The sequence below is a fragment of the Streptomyces otsuchiensis genome, from assembly GCF_004305975.1.
Lineage (GTDB): Bacteria > Actinomycetota > Actinomycetes > Streptomycetales > Streptomycetaceae > Streptomyces > Streptomyces otsuchiensis.
In genome coordinates, this window is record NZ_BHZI01000094.1 from 1 (window position 1) to 19,763 (window position 19,763).

At 73.5% G+C, this 19,763-nt stretch carries 18 protein-coding genes; 9 read left to right on the plus strand and 9 right to left on the minus strand.

All coding sequences use genetic code 11. The features are described from left to right. The first annotated feature begins 31 nt into the window (after positions 1 to 31). Positions 32 to 1,000 (plus strand): agmatinase, encoded by a 969-nt coding sequence (speB, locus tag E0D90_RS11260; RefSeq protein WP_130797708.1) that lies wholly within the window; start codon positions 32 to 34, stop codon positions 998 to 1,000. A 228-nt stretch (positions 1,001 to 1,228) separates the two neighbouring features. Here speB and E0D90_RS11265 read toward each other — a convergent pair whose 3' ends face one another. Next, the gene (locus E0D90_RS11265) at positions 1,229 to 3,304 is read right to left on the minus strand and encodes an alkaline phosphatase (RefSeq protein WP_130797688.1); all 2,076 of its coding nucleotides are present in this window, start codon (positions 3,302 to 3,304) and stop codon (positions 1,229 to 1,231) included. A 443-nt stretch (positions 3,305 to 3,747) separates the two neighbouring features. On the opposite strand from E0D90_RS11265, the gene E0D90_RS11270 reads away from it, so the two are divergent. Further along, the gene (locus tag E0D90_RS11270; protein ID WP_130797690.1) at positions 3,748 to 4,269 is read left to right on the plus strand and encodes an SMI1/KNR4 family protein; all 522 of its coding nucleotides are present in this window, start codon (positions 3,748 to 3,750) and stop codon (positions 4,267 to 4,269) included. A 236-nt stretch (positions 4,270 to 4,505) separates the two neighbouring features. Further along, entirely contained in the window at positions 4,506 to 5,801 is a 1,296-nt protein-coding gene (locus tag E0D90_RS11275; protein ID WP_174856184.1) for a metal-dependent hydrolase family protein, read from the plus strand. A gap of 43 nt (positions 5,802 to 5,844) precedes the next feature. Here E0D90_RS11275 and E0D90_RS11280 read toward each other — a convergent pair whose 3' ends face one another. Next, positions 5,845 to 6,645, minus strand: a complete 801-nt coding sequence (locus E0D90_RS11280; protein WP_130797694.1) for a class I SAM-dependent methyltransferase — start codon at positions 6,643 to 6,645, stop codon at positions 5,845 to 5,847. 266 nt (positions 6,646 to 6,911) lie between these two features. Between E0D90_RS11280 and E0D90_RS11285 the strand changes: the two genes are divergently transcribed. Next, a complete protein-coding gene (locus E0D90_RS11285) occupies positions 6,912 to 10,718 on the plus strand; it encodes an ABC transporter ATP-binding protein (RefSeq protein WP_227870138.1) in 3,807 nt (1,268 codons plus the stop codon). A 196-nt stretch (positions 10,719 to 10,914) separates the two neighbouring features. On the opposite strand, the gene E0D90_RS11290 is transcribed toward E0D90_RS11285, so the two are convergent. The 3 genes from E0D90_RS11290 to E0D90_RS11300 all read right to left on the minus strand — a co-directional run bounded on the left by E0D90_RS11290 (position 10,915) and on the right by E0D90_RS11300 (position 13,743). Continuing rightward, positions 10,915 to 11,550 (minus strand): NUDIX hydrolase, encoded by a 636-nt coding sequence (locus E0D90_RS11290; protein WP_170214961.1) that lies wholly within the window; start codon positions 11,548 to 11,550, stop codon positions 10,915 to 10,917. Between the two features lie 133 nt (positions 11,551 to 11,683). Next, positions 11,684 to 12,463 carry an alpha/beta fold hydrolase gene (locus E0D90_RS11295; RefSeq protein WP_130797698.1) on the minus strand — a complete coding sequence of 260 codons (780 nt, stop codon included), beginning with the start codon at positions 12,461 to 12,463 and terminating at the stop codon, positions 11,684 to 11,686. Between the two features lie 122 nt (positions 12,464 to 12,585). After that, positions 12,586 to 13,743: a LacI family DNA-binding transcriptional regulator gene (locus E0D90_RS11300; protein ID WP_130797700.1), complete on the minus strand. Its 1,158-nt coding sequence runs from the start codon at positions 13,741 to 13,743 to the stop codon at positions 12,586 to 12,588. 166 nt (positions 13,744 to 13,909) lie between these two features. Between E0D90_RS11300 and E0D90_RS11305 the strand changes: the two genes are divergently transcribed. From E0D90_RS11305 to E0D90_RS11320, 4 genes are all read left to right on the plus strand, one after another. Next, positions 13,910 to 15,082: a Gfo/Idh/MocA family protein gene (locus E0D90_RS11305; RefSeq protein WP_103503035.1), complete on the plus strand. Its 1,173-nt coding sequence runs from the start codon at positions 13,910 to 13,912 to the stop codon at positions 15,080 to 15,082. Continuing rightward, positions 15,079 to 16,269, plus strand: coding sequence for a dihydrodipicolinate synthase family protein (locus E0D90_RS11310; RefSeq protein WP_170214962.1), 1,191 nt, complete (start codon positions 15,079 to 15,081; stop codon positions 16,267 to 16,269). The genes E0D90_RS11305 and E0D90_RS11310 overlap by 4 nt, the downstream gene beginning before the upstream one ends. Further along, complete coding sequence (locus E0D90_RS11315; protein WP_103528653.1) at positions 16,266 to 17,114, plus strand: sugar phosphate isomerase/epimerase family protein; 849 nt, start codon at positions 16,266 to 16,268, stop codon at positions 17,112 to 17,114. The genes E0D90_RS11310 and E0D90_RS11315 overlap by 4 nt, the downstream gene beginning before the upstream one ends. A gap of 179 nt (positions 17,115 to 17,293) precedes the next feature. Then, positions 17,294 to 17,512 carry a DUF397 domain-containing protein gene (locus E0D90_RS11320; protein WP_130797702.1) on the plus strand — a complete coding sequence of 73 codons (219 nt, stop codon included), beginning with the start codon at positions 17,294 to 17,296 and terminating at the stop codon, positions 17,510 to 17,512. A 15-nt stretch (positions 17,513 to 17,527) separates the two neighbouring features. On the opposite strand, the gene E0D90_RS11325 is transcribed toward E0D90_RS11320, so the two are convergent. From E0D90_RS11325 to E0D90_RS27800, 3 genes are all read right to left on the minus strand, one after another. Then, complete coding sequence (locus E0D90_RS11325; protein ID WP_265415950.1) at positions 17,528 to 17,959, minus strand: hemerythrin domain-containing protein; 432 nt, start codon at positions 17,957 to 17,959, stop codon at positions 17,528 to 17,530. A gap of 153 nt (positions 17,960 to 18,112) precedes the next feature. Further along, positions 18,113 to 18,274, minus strand: coding sequence for a helix-turn-helix domain-containing protein (locus tag E0D90_RS27795; RefSeq protein ID WP_227870139.1), 162 nt, complete (start codon positions 18,272 to 18,274; stop codon positions 18,113 to 18,115). Beyond that, positions 18,241 to 18,465 (minus strand): hypothetical protein, encoded by a 225-nt coding sequence (locus tag E0D90_RS27800; RefSeq protein WP_227870141.1) that lies wholly within the window; start codon positions 18,463 to 18,465, stop codon positions 18,241 to 18,243. Before E0D90_RS27800 ends, E0D90_RS27795 begins: the two co-directional genes overlap by 34 nt. Positions 18,466 to 18,475: 10 nt before the next feature. On the opposite strand from E0D90_RS27800, the gene E0D90_RS11335 reads away from it, so the two are divergent. Beyond that, positions 18,476 to 19,183 (plus strand): AAA family ATPase, encoded by a 708-nt coding sequence (locus E0D90_RS11335; RefSeq protein WP_130797706.1) that lies wholly within the window; start codon positions 18,476 to 18,478, stop codon positions 19,181 to 19,183. 32 nt (positions 19,184 to 19,215) lie between these two features. Here the strand turns inward: E0D90_RS11335 and E0D90_RS26575 are convergent. After that, on the minus strand, positions 19,216 to 19,763 hold a 548-nt coding region (locus tag E0D90_RS26575), incomplete at its 5' end, for a TRADD-N-associated membrane domain-containing protein (RefSeq protein WP_157996851.1).

A 19,763-nucleotide genomic window follows, 5' to 3' on the forward strand; every position in this document is an offset into this window, starting at 1 on the left:
GACCTCGTCGAGCCGCGGCAGCCGGGCGAAGGTGGCGGGCCCGGTCGACTCCTCGCGCGTCCCGCGCTACGCCGGGCCCGCCACCTTCGCCCGGCTGCCGCGGCTCGACGAGGTCCCCTCAGCCGACATCGCCGTCGTCGGCGTCCCCTTCGACAGCGGCGTCTCCTACCGGCCCGGCGCCCGCTTCGGCGGCAACGCCATCCGGGAGGCGTCCCGGCTGCTGCGCCCCTACAACCCGGCGCAGGACGCGTCGCCCTTCGCACTGGCGCAGGTCGCCGACGCGGGGGACATCGCGGTCAACCCGTTCTCCATCGAGGAGGCCGTCGAGACGGTGGAGGCCGCCGCCGGTGAGCTGATGGCGGGCGGCACCCGGCTGATGACCCTCGGCGGCGACCACACCGTCGCCCTGCCCCTGCTGCGCGCCGCCGCACGCCTGCACGGACCGGTGGCGCTGCTGCACTTCGACGCCCACCTCGACACCTGGGACACCTACTTCGGAGCCGAGTACACCCACGGCACCCCGTTCCGGCGGGCCGTGGAGGAGGGCATCCTCGACACCTCCGCCCTCTCCCACGTCGGAATCCGCGGCCCGCTGTACGGGCGCAAGGACCTCGACGACGACGAGAAGATGGGCTTCGGCATCGTCACCTCCGCCGACGTGATGCGACGCGGCGTCGACGAGGTCGCCGACCAGCTGCGCGCCCGGATCGGCGACCGGCCGCTGTACGTCTCGATCGACATCGACTGCCTGGACCCCGCGCACGCACCGGGCACCGGCACCCCCGAGGCCGGCGGCATGACCTCCCGCGAACTGCTGGAGATCCTGAGGGGGCTGGCCGGCTGCAACCTGGTCTCCGCCGACGTGGTGGAGGTGGCCCCGGCATACGACCACGCCGAGATCACGGCGGTCGCTGCCTCGCACACCGCCTACGAGCTGACGACGCTGATGGCGCGCCAGATGGCCGCCGCGCGTGCGGAGCGGGAGCCGGCGCGGGACTGACGGGCGTCGGCCGGCACGGTGAACGCGGTGCGCCCGGTCCGCCGGGTCCGGCCCGTCCGGCCGCTGTGCCCGGTCGGGTCGCTGTGCCCGGTCCGGCCGCTGTGCCCGGTGCGCCGGGCCGGCCGGGACGCCGCTCACGCCGCGGTGTCCCGGCCGGGCCCCGGCGTCCCGGCCCCGCCGATGGGGTGCCCGCCCGCGGCGGGGGCCCTGCCCGTCAGGTGGGACGGGTCAGCGCTCGCGCACCGGGTCCAGCCCGAGCGCGTGCATCATGCCGAAGAACAGCTCGGTGTTGTCCTGGAACGCGTTGAACCGCTCGGCGCCCACGCCCGAGGCGAAGACCGACACGTCCTCCACCGTGTGCACGCAGTTGGTCTGGTCCGGCGGCAGGTTGCCGGTCTGGAGTTCGGCGTCCGGGTCGCGCTCCGGGTTGGGGACGGCGTCGCCGGAGTCCCGGTCGGTGAGTGCCGGCTGCGCGAAGTCCGCGTTGTGCCGGAAGTCGTCGGTGTGGTCGGGGTGGTTGGACCAGCCGAAGAACAACTGCACGTCGGGGTCCGGGTCGTCGGGGAAGCCGTCGCCGTCGCTGTCGGTGTACGTCGGGAAACCCGCGTCCCCGTAGACGCCGTTGGCCGCGCGGCCCTGCTCCTCGCGCCGGTCGTGGGTGCCCACGATCGACATCGAGTGGTTGTGGTCGGCGGTGACCACGATCAGGGTGTCGTCGCGCCCCTGGGCCCAGCGCTTGGCGACACCGAGCGCCTGGTCGAACTCGATGGTGTCGTAGACGGCGCGCGGCCCGTCCAGCGGGTGCTCCATCTTGTCGATGGAGGCGCCCTCGACGACCAGGAAGAAGCCTCTGTCGTTCTGCTCAAGGGACTTCAGGGCGGCGGACGTCATCTCCATCAGGGTCGGCTGGTCGTTCCACTTCCCCAGAGTCTCGGGGTTCTTGGCGTGCCGCCGGTCCAGGTAGACGTTCAGGTTGCCGGTGTGGAAGAGACCGAGGAGGTTGCGCGGCATCTTCCGGCCCTTGACGACCCGGCTCAGCTCGCGGGAGGTCGAGACATGGGTGTAGCCCAGCGCCTCGTACTCCTTCACCAGATCGCGGTCGTCGTCGCGGCGTGAGCCCTCGGCCGAGCGCGGCAGCAGTGAGGCGAGGCCGCCGCCCAGCAGCACGTCGGGACGCTGCGCGTGTTTCAGCGACTGGTCCATGATCTCCAGGTACTCCGAGCGCCGCCGGGTGTGCGCCCACACGGCGGCCGGAGTGGCGTCCTGGACCTCGGCGGTGGTGACCACGCCGACGGACATCCCCCGCGTCCGCTTCACGAGTTCGGTGATGTTCTCCACCCGGGGGTGGTCGGCCGGGTCCTCGGAGCTGCCCTCGTAGACACCCATCGCGTTGACCGACGACTTGTGCCCGGTCATGTACGCCGACATGGAGTTGGCGGAGTCGGTGACGATGGAATCGGCGCCGGAGGTGGAGACCAGGCCCCGGTACTCCATGGTGTCCATCTCCAGCAGGCCGTCGTACTTGCCCTCGGTGATGCCCTTCGACAGCAGCCGCGCCGCGGTGATCGCCGGGGTGCCCATGCCGTCGCCGAGGAAGAAGATGACGTTCTTCGCCTGTCTACCACCGGCCTTGCCGTTCTTGCCTCCCTTGCCGCTCCTGCCGCCGTTCCCGGCGGCCTCGGCGGTGACCACCCGGTGGGTGACGGTGGCCTCGCCGGTGGTGCCGCCGGAGGTGACCTTCGCGCGGACCGTGAACTCGCCCGCGCGGGGGTAGGAGATGTCCCGGTAGGTGACGGCCAGGGTGTCGTCGGCCGGGCGCGAGCGGTCCTCGGACTGCCGGCGCAGCACCGGTGCCGGGCCGTCGGGGCCGCTCAGCGAGATCTCGATCCGCGCCGTCTCCGGGTCGACACCGATCGCCTCCACCCGGAGGTCGAAGCGGGCGCCCGCGAGGAACTTGGCGCTGTTCAGCGGCAGTACGCGGACCTTCGGCGTCGGCCGTCCCCGTACACCGCGTCCGCGGCGCTGGGTCAGGACGTGCGGGTCACGGGCGCTGAGCGCGCCGTGGGGGCGGCGGGCCCAGGCGGCTGCCTCGGCCGGGGCCCGGCCCGGCGCGGCGCTCGCGCTGCCCGTGCCCAGGCCGACCACCACCGCCGTGGCGACACCGGTGCCGCCGGCCTTGATCAGTGAGCGTCTGCTGAACCCTCCGGGCGCCGGCGCGTCACCGGTTCCCGCGCCGGGCCGCGTGCCGCCCTCGGGGGCTGGACCCGCGGGGCCGTGCTCCGCTCCGTGCCGCTTGCTTCCCATGACCATCGCCTCTCACGTGGGGTGCGGCGCGCCGGTGGGTGCCGGCCCGCTACCGCGTGGAGCCTGGTCGGCCAAAGCCCAGTACGGCTGACGTCCCGGCGAAGCGAGGCCACCGGCCAGGTGAACAGTCGGACGGCGGCCGGGCGGCCGGGCGGCCGGGCGGCCGGGCCGCCCGGCGTGATGGCGCCCGGCGCCGGGACCAGGGCCAGGGGGTCAGGAGGGGCGCAGCAGATCACGCAGCAGGGCCTCGAACGCGTCGGCGTCCGGGGGCTCCGCGGCGATCAGGCCGTGCGGCAACAGGCCGTCTTAGGCGCTGGGGAAGAGCCGCAGCCGGACCGGGTCCTCGGTGTGGCGGCGGGCGAAGTCGCGGAGCCGGAAACCGGCCCTCTCCGATGCGGAGGGCAGCTTCCGCCCTACGGGAGACGGTCGTTAGCCTGGCGCCCATGAGCACCACCGATGACCGCCGCTTCCCCGCGGCACTCGACGCCGTCGCCGAGATCGAGTTCGACTACGCCGACGGCGAGGGCGTCGACTTCGAGCCCTACGCGGAGTTCCTCACGGCGGAGGACACCACCGACTGGATTCGCGCCTGGACCGGCAACGCCGAACTGAACGGCGACGACTACCGCGTCTTCGGCCAGGACGGCACCGGCGGGTACGTCGCCCTGTGGCTGGTACGCCCCGGCCGGGCGCTGGCCGACCAGCCGGTCGTCTTCCTCGGCTCCGAGGGGGAAGTCGGCGTCGTCGCCACCGACCTGGCCGCGTTCCTGTGGGTACTCGCCGACGGCTCCGGGCCCTACGAGGCCACCGCCGACCCCGGGCGCGACTCCCGGCCCGATGCCGAACTGATCGACCTGGCTGAGGAGTTCGCACCCGGCCGGCGGGACACCGCCGCCGCGCTGGTGGCGGCCGCCAATGGGGAGTTCCCGACCTTCGAGGCCGACGTCCTCGCACGCTGCCGCTGAACCGCCCCCTCGGCCCCGGCGTGGGGCACCGACAGCGCCGCCTCATCGCGCCACGTCACCACCCCCACGTCGTCGCCCCCACGTCAGCCGTACGGCGTACCCGGCGTGCCGGAAGCCCGGACGCCGTCCACGCTGGGTGGCACGCCCCGTTGGCGGAACGGCGACCGGACCGCCACGCCGGGCCGCCACCGCCGGCCGGACCGGCGATGCCAGTGAGAGCGACCCGGAGGTGGCCGATGGCCGGCACAAGCGTGCTGTTGCACAACGCACGGCTGATCGACGGCAACGGTGGCGACCCGCTCCCGGGTGCGGCGCTCCTGATCCGGGACACACGGCTGGAGTGGGTGGGCCGTACCGAGGACCTCGCGCCCGGCACACGTCGCGACGTGACCCACCGGGTCGACCTCGCCGGCCGCACCGTGTGCCCCGGGTTCATCGACACCCATGTGCACTTCGCCCTCCCCGGTACGAAGGGCAGCGCCCTGGACGGGCTCCGGGAGCCGCCGACCTACCGCACGCTGAAGGTGCTCGAACGGCTCCGGGTCACACTGGAGAACGGGGTGACGACCGCCCGCGACCTCATGGGCCTGGACGCCGGCTTCCGGCAGGCAGTTGCCGAACGCCGTGTCCCCGGCCCCCGGCTGCTGGTCGCCGTGACCATGCTGAGCCAGCACGCCGGCCACGCGGACTTCACCATGGCCGGAGGATTCGACGCCCTGGCAGCCGCCGTGATGTTCCCCGGCAGTCCCACCGGCCTGGTGGACACCGTCGACGAGATGCGGCTCCGGGTGCGCGAGCTGGTGGCCGCGGGGGCGGACTGCGTCAAACTGGCGAGCAGCGGGGGAGTGAGCTCACCCCACGACGATCCCGAATGGCTGGGCCTGCGGCCCGAGATGATCCGCGCCGCCATCGAGGAGGCCGCGGCCCACGGTGGCCGACGCGTCGCCGTGCACGCCATCGGCCGTCCGGGCATCGCGGCGGCCGTCCGCGCGGGAGTGCACAGCGTCGAGCACGGCTACGCGCTCGACGACGAACTGCGCGCGGAGATGGCCGACCGGGGACAGTTCCTGGTGCCCACACTGACCGAGACCATGACCGACCTCGACCCCGCCCGGACCTCACCCGCCATCCACGCCAAGGGCGTCAGATGGCACCGTGTCGCCCAGGAGTCCGTCGCCCGCTCGGTCGAGGCGGGGGTGCGCGTCGCGATGGGGACCGACGCCGGGCTCACGCCCGACCACGGGACCAACCTGCGCGAACTGGAGCTGCTGGTCCGCTTCGCCGGCCTGACGCCACTGCGGGCGATCACCGCCGGAACCCGGGACGCGGCGGAACTCTGCGGACTCTCCGACACCGTCGGGACGGTCGAGGCCGGGAAGCTGGCCGACCTCGTGATCACCGGTGCCGACCCGCTGTCCGACATCGCCGCGCTGGCCGACCCTCGCCAGGTGCTCGTTGTGGTCAAGGACGGCCGTGTCGCCATCGACCGGGGCGCGGTCCTGGGCGACACTCTGCCCCCGCTCTGCCCCTGACCCTCCCGGGCAGCCGCCCCCGGGCGCGCGTCCGGGCCCGGGCTCAGGCCGCCTCGGCGACCGTGATGATCTCCCGGGATCCGGCCGTGAACGGACTGCCGTCCCAGAACCCGTAGCGCCGCCCCGCCCGCAGCCCCGCCTCCGCCAGGAAGCCGTCCAGTGCGGGCAGGTCCAGGAACCGAAGAGTCGCGCGGCTCACCAGCGGCTCCGGCCAGGGCCCGGTGAACGTCACCGCCATGTCGACGAACTCCACCGCACCGGCGGTCGGGTCCGCGGCCGTCACCTCGCGTCCCGCGCCGTCGCGGAGCGCCTCCACCGCCGTGACCTTCCGCGCTCTGCGGCCGTGCGCGTCCGTCGCCTGCCTCGTGTGGCGCCGTGACCAGCTCTCCCAGTCCCGCGCCGCCGGGTTCCGGGTCTCGAACACCAGCCGCCCCCCGGGAGCCAGCGCCGCGCGGGACGCCGTCAGCATCCCGCGCACCTGGGCGTCGGCGGTGAGCTCCTGGAACGCGTGGCCGGACATCATCACCAGGTCGAACCGGCCGGACGGCGCCTGGTCGGGCAGGACACCCTCCACCCACTCGACGTCCGTGCGCGTACGGGCCCGCGCCAGCATCCCGGGGGAGGGGTCCAGGCCGACCAGGCGTCCGGTGTGGCCCCGCTCCCGTGCCCGGTGGAGCACCATCCCTGAGCCGCACCCGATGTCCAGTACCGACGGCGAGGCCAGCACCAGATCCAGATAGAAGTCGTAGTCGGGGCACCACCCGTAGAAGAGGTCGTACCAGTAGGCGGGGTCCGTCGGGTCCGTCGGGTCCGTCGGGTCCGTGTCCGTCGCGTCCGCGGTCATCCGGGCAGCATCGCGACCGCGTGGGGCGGCGGCAACGGAGTTTGCCCGCGCCGCTCCCCGGGGCGCGCGACACGGTGTGCGCGCCCCGGGAACGCCCCAGTTCGGCCGGTGTCCGCCGGGGGCGGCTGGAGCCCGTCTCCGGGCCTCCCGGGCGCCCCCGCACGCCGGGCGGAATGACAGACCCCCCGGGTAGCGTTGATCGTCCGACGGGTCCGCTCCACCGGACCGTCCCGAATCATCCGACGACGGACCGGGAGGCCCAGGGCGTGACAGCGAGCGAGACGGACAGCACGGCGGACGCCCGTCCCGGATGGGTGCGCCGGCTGACCGCGTACAGCTGGCGCTACCGCACCACGGTGCTGATCGCGCTCGCGTCCTCCCTGGTCGGGATGGGCGTCATGGCGCTCACCCCCCTGATCATCAAGATCATCATCGACGATGTCATCGTGGGCGGCGGGGACGGCCTCGCCGTGTGGATCGCCGCCCTGCTCGGCGCCGCCGTCGTGATCTACGCCCTGACCTTCCTGCGCCGCTTCTACGGCGGCAGGCTCGGACTCGACGTGCAGCACGACCTGCGCACCGACATGTTCCGCGCCATCAGCCGCCTCGACGGCCGCCGGCAGGACGAGCTGGCCACCGGACAGGTCGTCGGGCGCGCCACCAGCGACCTCCAGCTGGTGCAGGGCCTCCTCTTCATGCTGCCGATGACCATCGGCAACTTCATGCTGTTCGCCGTCGCCCTCGCGGTGATGGTCTCGCTGTCACCGCTGCTGACCCTGGTCGCGCTGGCGGTCGCGCCCGCCGTCTGGTTCATCGCACAGCGCAGCCGCGACAAGCTCTTCCCCGCCACCTGGTACGCCCAGGGCCAGGCCGGCGCCGTCGCAGGGGTCGTCGACGGAGCCGTCGGCGGCGTCCGCGTCGTCAAGGGGTTCGGCCAGGAGGACCAGGAGACCGGCAAGCTGCGCGAGGCCGGGAACCGCCTGTTCGCCGCCCGGATGCGGGGCATCCGCCTCAGCGCCCGCTACCTCCCCGCCCTCCAGGCGGTGCCCTCCCTGGGCCAGGTCGCCATGCTCGCCTTCGGCGGCTGGATGGCCACCCGCGGCGAGATCACGCTCGGCACCTTCGTCGCCTTCTCCGCCTACCTCGCCATGCTCGTCGGCCCCGTCCGGATGCTCACCGTGATCATCACGGTGGGCCAGCAGGCGCGCGCCGGCGCCGAGCGCATCCTGGAGCTGATCGACACCGAGCCGGAGATCACCGAGGCGCCCGACGCCCGTGACCTCCCCGCCGACGCCCCCGCGACGGTCGAGCTCGACCGCGTCACCTTCCGCTACGGCGCCGACGGGGACGCGCCACCCGCGCTGAGCGAGCTCTCACTGTCGATCGCCCCCGGTGAGACGCTGGCCGTGATCGGCACGTCCGGGAGCGGCAAGTCCACCATCGCCCAGCTGCTGCCGCGCTACTACGACCCCGGCTCCGGCGTGATCCGGATAGCCGGCCAGGACATCCGCGAACTGACCTACGCCTCGCTGCGCGGCGCCATCGGCCTGGTCCCCGAGGACAGCTTCCTCTTCACCGGGACCATCCGCGACAACCTCGCCTACGGCAACCCCGGCGCCACCGAGGAGCAGATACGCGCCGCCGCCCGTGCCGCACAGGCCGACGGCTTCATCTCCGCCTTCCCCGACGGCTACGACACCCTTGTCGGCGAGCAGGGACTGACCCTCTCCGGCGGCCAGCGCCAGCGCGTCGCGCTGGCCCGCGCCATCCTGACCGACCCCCGGCTGCTGATCCTCGACGACGCCACCTCCGCCGTGGACGCCCGCGTCGAGCACGAGATCCATGACGCGCTGCGCCGCGTCATGGCCGGCCGCACCACCCTCCTCATCGCGCACCGCCGCTCCACCCTGATGCTGGCCGACCGGATCGCCGTGCTCGACGCCGGCCGGCTCGTCGACAGCGGCACCCACACCGAGCTCCAGGGCCGCTGTGAGCTGTACCGCCGGCTCCTGGCCGGACCGGACGACCGGCTCACCGACCACGCCCGCCCCGGCGTCGGCGTCGACGACGCCCACCCCGGCCACACCCCGGCCGAGGAACGCGACAGCGGCGGCGTCACCCCCGAGCTGTGGGAGCGCCCCGACGACGACCAGGGCGGTGACCGCCGCCCGCTCGTGGCCGGAGCGCCGGCCACCGGCCCCGCCGCGTTCTCCGCCGCCATGGCGGGAACCGCCGCCACCCCCGAACTGCTGGCCCGGGTCGACGCGCTGCCACCGGCCGACGACGTCCCCGAGGTCGACGAGAAGCAGGCCGCGGCCCCCGAGCGCGAGGGATACGGCCTGCGCCGCCTGCTGCGCGGCCTCGGCCGCCCGCTGGCGCTCGCGCTCACGCTCGTCGTGGTCGACGCCGGCGCCGCGCTGCTGGTGCCGATCCTGATCCGGCACGGCATCGACGAGGGCGTCACCCAGAGCGCGCTCGGCGCGGTGTGGGCCGCCTCCGCGCTGGCGCTGGGCGTGGTGCTCCTGCAGTGGGTCGTGCAGATCGGAGGCCTGCGCGTCGTCGGCCGCACCGGCGAACGCGCCCTGTACTCCCTGCGGATCAAGATCTTCGCGCAGCTCCAGCGGCTCGGTCTCGACTACTACGAGCGGAACATGGCCGGCAAGGTCATGACCCGGATGACCACCGACGTCGACTCCCTGACCAGCTTCCTCCAGACCGGCCTGGTGCAGGCGCTGGTCGCCGTCATGACCTTCTTCGGGATCATGGGCGCGCTGGTCGTCATCGACGCCGAACTGGCCCTGGTCGTCCTGGTCACGCTGATCCCGCTGGTCTTCGGCACCTACTGGTTCCGCCGCGCCTCCACCCGCGCCTACGAGCTGGCCCGGGAACGGGTCAGCGGCGTCAACGCCGACCTCCAGGAGAACGTCTCCGGGCTGCGCATGGTCCAGGCGTTCGGCCGGCAGGACGCCAGCGTCGCCCGGTTCACCGAGCTCTCCGACGGCTACCGGCAGGCCCGGGTCCGCGGCCAGTGGCTCATCTCGATCTACTTCCCGTTCGTCCAGCTGCTGGCGACCCTCGCCACCGCGGGCGTGCTGTGGACCGGCTCCGGCCGGGTCGCCGCCGGTACCCTCACCGCCGGAGCGCTCGTCGCCTACCTGCTCTACATCGAGCTGTTCTTCGCGCCCGTCCAGCAGCTCTCGCAGGTCTTCGACGGCTACCAGCAGGCGGCCGTCGCGCTGCGCCGCATCCAGGAGCTGCTGCGGGAGCCGACCACCACGCCCGAGCCGGACGACCCGCGTCCGGTCGACGCGCTCCGCGGCGAACTCGAGTTCCGCGACGTCCACTTCCGGTACGTCACCGAGGACGGTTCCACCACCAAGGAGGCGCTGACCGGCATCGACCTCCGGATCGAGCCGGGGCAGACGGTGGCGTTCGTCGGCGAGACCGGCGCGGGCAAGTCCACCCTGGTCAAGCTCGCCGCCCGGTTCTACGACCCCAGCTCGGGCGCCGTCCTCGCCGACGGCACCGACCTCCGGGAACTGGACCAGGCGGGCTACCGCCGCCGGCTGGGTGTCGTCCCGCAGGAGCCGTACCTCTTCGCGGGCCCGATCCGTGACGCCATCGCCTACGGCCGCCCGGAGGCGACCGACGCCGAGGTGGAGGCCGCCGCGCGGGCGGTCGGCGCGCACGCCATGATCGCGACGCTGCCGGGCGGCTACCTCCATCAGGTCGCCGAGCGCGGCCGCAACCTCTCCGCCGGTCAGCGGCAGCTGATCGCTCTGGCCCGCGCCGAGCTGGTCGCCCCCGACATCCTGCTGCTGGACGAGGCGACCGCCGCCCTCGACCTGGCGACGGAGGCGCTGGTCAACGAGGCCACCGACCGCCTCGCCGTGCGGCGGACGACCCTGGTGGTCGCACACCGCCTGACCACCGCCGCCCGCGCCGACCGGGTCGTCGTCCTGGACGACGGCAGGGTCGTGGAGGACGGTGGCCACACCGAGCTGCTGGCCCGTGACGGGCACTACGCCGAGCTGTGGCGCAACTACCTGGGCACGCCGGTCAACGTCCGCTGACGGAGCGGCGGGCGCGGGCGCATCGGTGGGCGCGGGCGTGGCGGCAGCGTCCGGCGCCGCGCGGGGCGGCCGTGGTGCGGCACCACGGCGCTGCCGTCCGCCCGCTCCCGGAACCGAACCCCGTCGCCTCGCCGCTCAGGCGGTGTGGCCTAGGGGCGGGGCGGGGCGTGCGCGCGCGTGCGGCGATCAGCGGTCCTCAGCGTGCGGTCAGGCCCGCCAGATAGACGTCGACGGTCTGGAGCGCGGCGCCGGTCAGCGGGTCGCTCCCGTTCCACCACGCGATCTCGATGATCTCCTCATTGGGGGTGAACTCCGCCGGCTCGGCGACGTCCGCGGAGAACAGCGCGCCGTAGCGGGTGAGATGGCTGGGCAGCGCGGTGCGGGCGAACCCCTCGAAGCGCAGCTCGCCGGGCGGCACCCGCTGCCCGGCCTCCTCCATCAGCTCCCGGGCCGCGGCCTCCCGTGCCGTCTCCCCGGGGTCGATGCCGCCGCCGGGCAACTCCCAGCACTGGCGGTGACGTTCGCGGACGAGCAGCAGCCGCCCCCGGTGCCGGACGGCGACGATGGCGTACGTCAGTTCGTGGTCGGACGGTGGTGTCTCCTCGGGGACGCGGGCGAAGGCGAGCAGCCTCATGCCCAGCGGGCCGGACGCCAGCTCGGCGTCGGCAGGCGTGTCCGAGCCCGCACCGGAGCCGTTTCCGGAGCCGGAGACGGCGTCGTCGGGGGCGGTGCGGGGCGCGCCGGGGACGGCGGTGCGGGTCACGGGAGGCGTCGTCGGTTCGGGGTGGCCGGTACGCCCGGGGGCGGTCTGTTCGGCGGATTCGGCAGCCATGGTCCGAGCCTATGCGGCTCCCGGTCGAACACGTTCCGCAAGCGGAGGGGCTGGTTCATGACGCGGCGAAGAGCGGCCGTGAACCGGGCCCGGGATGGGTGAGCGCCGATCCGGCCCGCCGTCCGCGCGGTGCTCACCGTCCGGCGAGGAAGTCGAGTACCAGCGGGCTCGCGACCTCCCGGAACTCCTCGAAGTAGGCGTGGCGCGCGCCTTCGATCAACTTGACGCGTGCGTCCGGGATACGCCCGGCGAGCAGCGCGGCGTTGGCGGCCGGGTTGAACCGGTCGTCGGTGCCGTGCAGCACCAGCGTCGGCGCCTGGATCAGGGGCAGCACCTCCCACGCGTCGTGCTGGTTGCTGGCCACCAGATGGCGGCGCCGCGCGTACGCGGGCATCGACGCGTCACCCAACGTGCCGTAGGGGCCGGGGTGTTCGGCCAGCCAGCCGGGCGTGTACATCAAGTCGAGCAGGGCGCGCCGCACCGCCGTGGCGCTGGGCAGGGCGAGCGAGGCCCGCACCCCGCCGTCACGTTCCACGCCGTGCGTGCCGCCGGGCGAGGTGCAGCCGAGCACCAGCCTTCGCACCCGCGCCGGGTGACGGGCCGCCAGCCACTGGGCGATCCGGCCGCCCATCGAGGTGCCGTACACGTCGGCGCGCTCGATGCCGAGACGGTCGAGGACGGCGATCACGTCGTCCGCGAACCCCTCGGTGCTGTAGGGCTCGTCGGGTTTGTCGCTGTCGCCGGTGCCCCGGTGGTCGAGGGTGACGGTGCGGTGGCCGGTCTCGAAGTCGGCGCGCACCGCGTCCCACCAGTGGTGGCTGTTGGACTGTCCAGCCAGGAGCACCAGCGGGGGACCGTCGCCCGCCGTCTGGTAGGCGATCCTCGTCCCGTCGGACGCGGTGGCGTGCGGCATGGTGCTTCCCCGTTCGTGCGTGGGACGGCGGCGCCGGTCGGGCGGGCGGCGCGGGTACCGGGTCATTGTCGGCGCACCGTTCGTGCTCCGACAGGCCGGGCCCCCGCCCGAACGGTCGCCGGTCAGGCGCGGGGCGCGGCCGTGGAGTCGCGGGCGACCAGCCGTGCCGGGGTGGCGGGCACCAGCCCGTCCTTCGGGTCCTCCAGTCCCAGCGCCACCCGCCCGGCCGCTGTGCCCGCCTCGCGCAGGGGCAGCCGGACCGTGGTGAGGCCGGGGGCCACGTCGGCGGCGAACGGCAGGTCGTCGAAGCCGGTGACGGAGACGTCCTCCGGGACGCGCAGTCCCCGGTCGCGCAGCGCCGCGCAGACGCCGAGCGCCACGGTGTCGTTGGCGGCGGCGATGGCGGTGAGCCCCGGTTCCTCCTCCAGCAGCCGGAGGGCCCCGGAGTACCCGGTGTCGCGGTCGAACGGCCCGTGCAGCACGAGCCGTTCGGGAGGCGGCTCCAGGCCCGCGTCGGCCAGGGCGGCGCGGTGCCCGGCCAGGCGGTGGCGGGTGGTGGAGCGGTGGTCTGGTCCGGCCAGGTAGCCGATGCGGCGGTGGCCGAGGGCGAGCAGGTGCTCGGTCAGGGCCCGGGCGCCGCCCTCGTTGTCCAGGGGGACGGTCACCGGCCGTGCCGTGCCGTCGCCGTCGTCCGGCTCCCCGTACCCCGGTCCGCCCGTGTGGGCGGCGCCGTTGGATCCGGCGCGGGTGGCGACGCCGCGCCCGGAGGTGGCGTCGCCGGAGGAGGGGGCGGGGCGGCCGCAGAGCACCACGCGGACTCCGCCCGCGCTCAGCCGGCGCAGCCGGGTGGCCAGTGCGTCCTGGTGCGCGGGGTCCTCCGTGCCGCTGCCGGTGAGGACCACGGCGGCGGCGCGCTGGCGCTGGAGCAGCGTCAGATAGGTGAGTTCGCGCTCGGGTGAACCGCCGGTGTTGCAGATGACGGCGAGCTTCCGGCCGTGTCCGGGCGTCTCGGTGACCGGGCCGATGGTGTCCTGCACGGCTCCGGCGATGATCCCGAAGAACGGGTCCGCGATGTCGTTGACCAGGACTCCGACCAGGTCCGAACTGGCCGCGGCGAGCGAGCTGGCCGGGCCGTTGACCACGTACTCCAGCTCGTCGACGGCGCGCAGCACCCGGCTCCGGGTCGCGGTGGCGACGGGGTAGTTGCCGTTGAGCACGCGGGAGACGGTCGCCGCCGAGACGCCGGCGCGTGCCGCCACATCGGCCAGCGTCACTGTCATGCGGGGGCCTCCGGTCGGATGAGGGGTGGACGGGGTGAGTCGGTGTGTCGTGGGAAGAGTAGCTTCCCAACGGCGTAGAAAGCGCTTACCATCCTTGCTGGGCACCGCATCCGCACCACCCACCCGCAGCATCGCCAGCACCACCCGACGAAAGGACGTGGAGGCCATGAGCACACCGGCCACCGACCGCAGGACCGTGCGCATCGCCATGAACGGCGTGACCGGCCGCATGGGCTACCGGCAGCACCTGGTCCGCTCGATCCTCGCCATCCGGGACCAGGGTGGTGTCGACCTCGGTGACGGCACCGTCATCTGGCCCGAGCCCGTCCTCGTCGGCCGCCGCGAGCACGCCCTGCGCGCCCTCGCCGAACGTCACGGCCTCGACCCCGCCGCGGTCTCCACCGACCTCGACGCGGTCCTCGCCGACGACTCGATCGACATCTACTTCGACTCCCAGGTCACCCAGGCCCGCGAGAGCGCCATCGGCAAGGCCATCGCCGCCGGCAAGCACATCTACACCGAGAAGCCCACCGCCACCGGGCTCGACGGCGCCCTCGCCCTCGCCCGCCAGGCCCACGACGCCGGCATCAAGCACGGCGTGGTCCAGGACAAGCTCTTCCTCCCCGGCCTGCTCAAGCTGCGGCGCCTGATCGAGGGCGGCTTCTTCGGTGAGATCCTCTCCGTGCGCGGCGAGTTCGGCTACTGGGTCTTCGAGGGCGACTGGCAGCCCGCGCAGCGCCCCTCCTGGAACTACCGGTCCGAGGACGGCGGCGGCATCGTCGTCGACATGTTCCCGCACTGGGAGTACCTGCTGCACGAGCTGTTCGGCCGCGTCGAGACCGTGCAGGCCCTCACCGCCACCCACCTCCCCAAGCGCTGGGACGAGAACGGCCAGGAGTACGCGGCCACCGCCGACGACGCCGCGTACGGCATCTTCCAGCTCGCCGGCGGCGTCATCGCCCAGATCAACTCCTCCTGGTCGGTGCGGGTCAACCGCGACGAGCTGGTCGAGTTCCAGGTCGACGGCACCGAGGGCTCCGCCGTCGCCGGGCTCCGCGACTGCCGCATCCAGCACCGCTCCACCACCCCCAAGCCGGTCTGGAACCCCGACCTGCCCAACACCGTCTCCTTCCGCGACCAGTGGCAGCAGGTCCCGGACAACGACGAGTTCGACAACGGCTTCAAGGCCCAGTGGGAGCTCTTCCTGCGCCACGTCGTCACCGACGCGCCCTACGAGTGGGACCTGCTCGCCGGCGCGCGCGGCGTCCAGCTCGCCGAACTCGGCCTGCGCTCCGCCGCCGAGGGCCGCCGTCTCGACGTCCCGGAGGTCCAGCTGTGACCCCCCACCCACCCGCGGGCACCGGTCCGCTCCGACTGCCCACCCCCGGTGGTGAGCCGGTCTTCTACCAGCCGCGCACCGAGCCCGTGGCGCGGAACGCCGCCGGGCCCGCGCCCACCTCCCGCACCATCTTCTCCGCCGCGCACGTCGTCGCCGACCCCCTGGCCGACGTCGGGCCCGAGGGCCCGGCCGCCGTCGACTGGGAGACCACCCTCGCGTTCCGCCACCACCTGTGGTCCCACGGGCTCGGCGTCGCCGAGGCCATGGACACCGCGCAGCGCGGCATGGGCCTGGACTGGGGCGGCGCCGCCGAACTGATCCGCCGCTCCGCCGCCGAGGCCCGCTCCGTCGGCGGGCTCATCGCCTGCGGTGTCGGCACCGACCAGCTCGCGCCCGGCACCGGCACCACCCTCAAGGAGGTGCGGGCCGCCTACGAGGAGCAGCTGGAACTCGTCGAGACCGCCGGCGCCCAGCCCATCCTGATGGCCTCCCGGGCCCTCGCCGCCGTCGCCGACGGACCCGAGGAGTACGCGGAGACCTACGGCCACCTCCTGCACCAGGCCACCGAGCCCGTCATCCTGCACTGGCTCGGCCCGATGTTCGACCCGGCGCTGGAGGGCTACTGGGGCAGTTCCGACCTCGACGCCGCCACCGAGACTTTCCTGTCCGTCATCACCGACCACGCGGACAAGATCGACGGCATCAAGGTCTCCCTGCTCGACGCCGACCGCGAGATCGCGCTCCGCCGCCGCCTCCCCGACGGCGTGCGCTGCTACACCGGTGACGACTTCAACTACCCGGAGCTGATCGCCGGGGACGACCAGGGCTTCAGCCACGCACTGCTCGGCGTCTTCGACCCGCTCGCCCCACTGGCCGCCGAGGCGACCCGGCTGCTGGACACCGGTGACACCGACGGCTTCCGCGCCGTCCTCGACCCGACCGTGCCACTGGCCCGCCACCTGTTCGCGGCGCCCACCCGCTACTACAAGACCGGCGTCGTGCTGCTCGCCTGGCTCGCCGGGCACCAGGACCACTTCACCATGGTCGGCGGACTCCAGTCGGCACGCTCCCTGCCGCACCTGGCCCACGCCTACCGGCTCGCCGACGAGCTGGGACTCTTCCCGGACCCGGAGCTCGCCGCCGCCCGCATGCGGCAGCTCCTCGCCGTCCACGGGGTGACCTCATGACCGGCACGCGGCAGCCCGGGGCCGGGAACGACCTCGCGCGCTTCTCCATCAACCAGATGACCGTCAAGCAGCTCCCGCTGCCCGAACTCGCCGCCGCCTGCGCCGAACTGGGCGTCGGCGGGGTCGGCCTGTGGCGCGAACCGGTCCAGGAGTACGGAGTCGAGAAGGCGTCCCGGCTGTTCGCCGACGCAGGCCTCACCGTGACCTCGCTCTGCCGCGGCGGCTTCTTCACCGCCGCCGACCACGACGCGATGCTCGCCGACAACCGCGCCGCCATCGACGAGGCCGCCGCGCTGCGCACCGACACCCTGGTGCTGGTCTCCGGCGGACTGCCCGAGGGAGGACAGGACCTCATCGAGGCCCGCGCGCGCATCGGGGGCGCCCTCGCCGAACTCGCCCCCTACGCGGCGGAACGCGGGGTACGGCTGGCAATCGAGCCGCTGCACCCGATGTACGCCGCCGACCGGTGTGCCGTCTCCACCCTCGGCCAGGCACTCGATCTCGCCGCGCCCTTCCCGGCCGAGGTGGTCGGCGTCGTGGTGGACACCTACCACCTGTGGTGGGACGAGCGGGTGGAACAGCAGATCGCCGACGCCGGAGCCGCCGGGCGCATCCACTGCTTCCAGCTCGCCGACTGGGTCACCCCGCTGCCCGAGGGCGTGCTCACCGGACGTGGCCAACTGGGCGACGGCTGCATCGACATGGCCCGCTTCCGCCGCGTCGTGGACGCGGCCGGCTACACCGGTCCCATCGAGGTGGAGATCTTCAACGAGGGGATGTGGGCACGCGACGGGTTCGAGATCCTGCGCGAGACCACGGAGCGGTTCCGCGCCACGGCTCCGTAGTCCCGTCGGCCGGTACCGCAACGGTCCGCCGCGACGGCCTGCCACCGCTCCGCCGCACCGCTGTGCCGAACCGCTCCGCCGGAACCCCGCCGAACCGTGACGTTCGGCGGGGTTTCGCATGACCGCGTCCGGGCTATCCCCTGGGGACGTACCGAACGTGCTGCCGAAGGAGCACCGCCATGGCCACCACGACGACCGCCCCGGACCTCACCGACACCCGCTGGGTCGACTCGCTCCCCGGCGGCGGCGAGTGCGGGGAGCCGTCCCCGGGCCACGCGGCCTCCGGCGCACTCCCGGGCCATCACTCCACCGGCCACGACGGTGCGGAGCCCGCCGTCCCGGCCGCCGACTGGTCCTCGTTCGTCTCCGCCGTCATGGGCGGCGACCTCTCGGCATGATCGGCCGGACACGTCCTAGAGGGGCCCGAACATCGTGCGGGGTTCGGCGTCGAGGTCGAGCGTCGCCAGGATGTCGAGGAGCTGGCGCTCCTCGTACCGGAAGTGCGACTCCATGATCGCGGAGATGCCCTCCAGATGACGGGCCAGCTCCGCACGTGACGCGGAGGACCGTACGGCGTGGTCGAACCGCGTCAGCAGGTACTCGATCATGCTGTGGTCCTGCTCCAGCTTCGCGATCGTCGGACGCAGCGCCGGGTGCCGCGCGGCCAGTTCGGGGAACAGCCCGGTGTCCTCGCCCCGGTGGTGCCCGCTGAGCGCGGCGCAGAAGCCGTGGCAGTAGAGCAGCAGCTCCCGTGCCGGTGTCGCCGGGCCGCCCTCGTCCTCGTTCTCGATCGCGTCCCGCGCTACGTGGAGCGCCTCGCGCAGCCGCTGGTGTGCGGCGGCCATCTCGTGATTCCAGGCGATGAGCCTGTTCCTGTCGTCCTCACTCATCGGTGAGGAACGGGGAGGGGGTCATACCGACCACCTTCCTGGTCCGGCGCCTCCATGCCTGGCGTGGTCCGCCACCGGCACGCGACGCTCCCGCCAGCATAGCGAGCCTCAGGGGCCGGGCGGGAGACCTCCGTACTCTGGAGCGCTCGCCGCCCCCGGCCTGACGAGACCCGTCTCGTACGCGACGACGACGGCCTGGGCCCGGCCGGCGAGGAAGAGTTCGCTCATCACACGCTTCACACGTGTCTTGACGGTGCCCTCACTGAGCACGAGGCGCCGGGCGGTCTCGTCGTTGGTGAGGCCGTCCCGACCAGCCGCAGCACCTCGGTCTCACGGTTGGTCAGCGGTTCCAGCCGCGGCCTGCCGCTGCCGAGGGTGGTGTGGTGCCGTGCGTAGGACGCCACCAGCCGCCGGGTGATGTGCGGCGCGACGCGGGCACGGCTGTCGGTGCCGGCTGCCATGCTCGACGGGATGATCGTCGAACGCGTCTACGCGCATGTGCCCTCACACGACCGTGACGACTGGCCGTGGCACCTCCCCTGCGTGCGGGAACTGCTGGCCGGGGGCCTGCGGTTCACCGCCCCCGTGACGTTCCTGGTCGGCGAGAACGGCTCCGGGAAGTCCACGCTGGTCGAAGCGCTGGCCGAGGGGTTCGGCCTGGACTCCTACGGAGGCTCCCACAGCTGGCGTTACGCGAGCGCGCGCGAGAAGTCGGCGCTGGGGGAGCGGATCCGGTTCGACGCGGCGCCCGCCGGGCGGCGCATGCTGGGGAGCTGGTCGGCGCGCACGGGGTTCTTCCTGCGGGCCGAGACCGCGCTGGACGCCCTCGACCGGGAGGGGTTCGCCCCGGGCGGGCGGAGCCACGGCGAGGGATTCCTCGCGGCCTTCCGCGAGAAGTTCTTCCAGCCCGGACTGTACGTCCTGGACGAGCCGGAGGCCGCGCTCTCCTTCGCCTCCTGCCTCGAACTCGTCGGCCACCTCGACCAGCTGGTGAGGAACGGCGGGCAGGTCGTCTGCGCGACCCACTCGCCGCTGCTCACCGCGCTGCCGGGCGCCGACATCGTGGAGGTGGGGGACCACGGGATGCGGCGCTTGGCCTGGGCCGAACTCGCCCTGGTCGACCACTGGCGCCGCTACCTGGACGACCCGCGGTCCTATCTGCGCCACGTCCTGGAGTGAGGCGTCGGCCCTCCACCCGCGCCGCGCCGCCGTCAGCTGTCCCGGCCCCACGAATCGTCCCGCTCGATCTCGCGCCGTGACCGGTTCTCCCGGCCTGGGAGGAGACGGTCGACCATGACGTCCGGGCTGGACTGCATGTCGAGCGCCTTCAGCGCGGCTGCGGCGTGCAGACGGTCACGGGCCGACGGATCGTTGACGCGGTCGATCAGGGTGATCGCCATCTCCAGCTTGTGGTCCAGATCGATCTTGGCGTCCATCCGGTCGGCCTGCTCGGTGACATGGGACCGGGCCCGCCGCGCCTGCACCGCCATGGCACCTCCGCCGACCGTGATCAGCGTGCCGGTGAGGCTGGTCACCACCGGAATGTAGCTGAGGTTCCGGTCACCGGCGTGCACCAGGGCGAGCACGCCGCCCGCCAGCAGGATGGCCGCCCCGCCGGACATGAACCACACACTCAGCCGGAAGGTCCACTCGGCCTGCTGGAGCGAGTGCTTCAGGAAGTCGAAGAAGAAGCGCTGGCGCTGTTCGGCCAGGGTCTCCCGGGCCGCCCCGCCGTGGCCGAACAGCGCCAGCGCTTCTT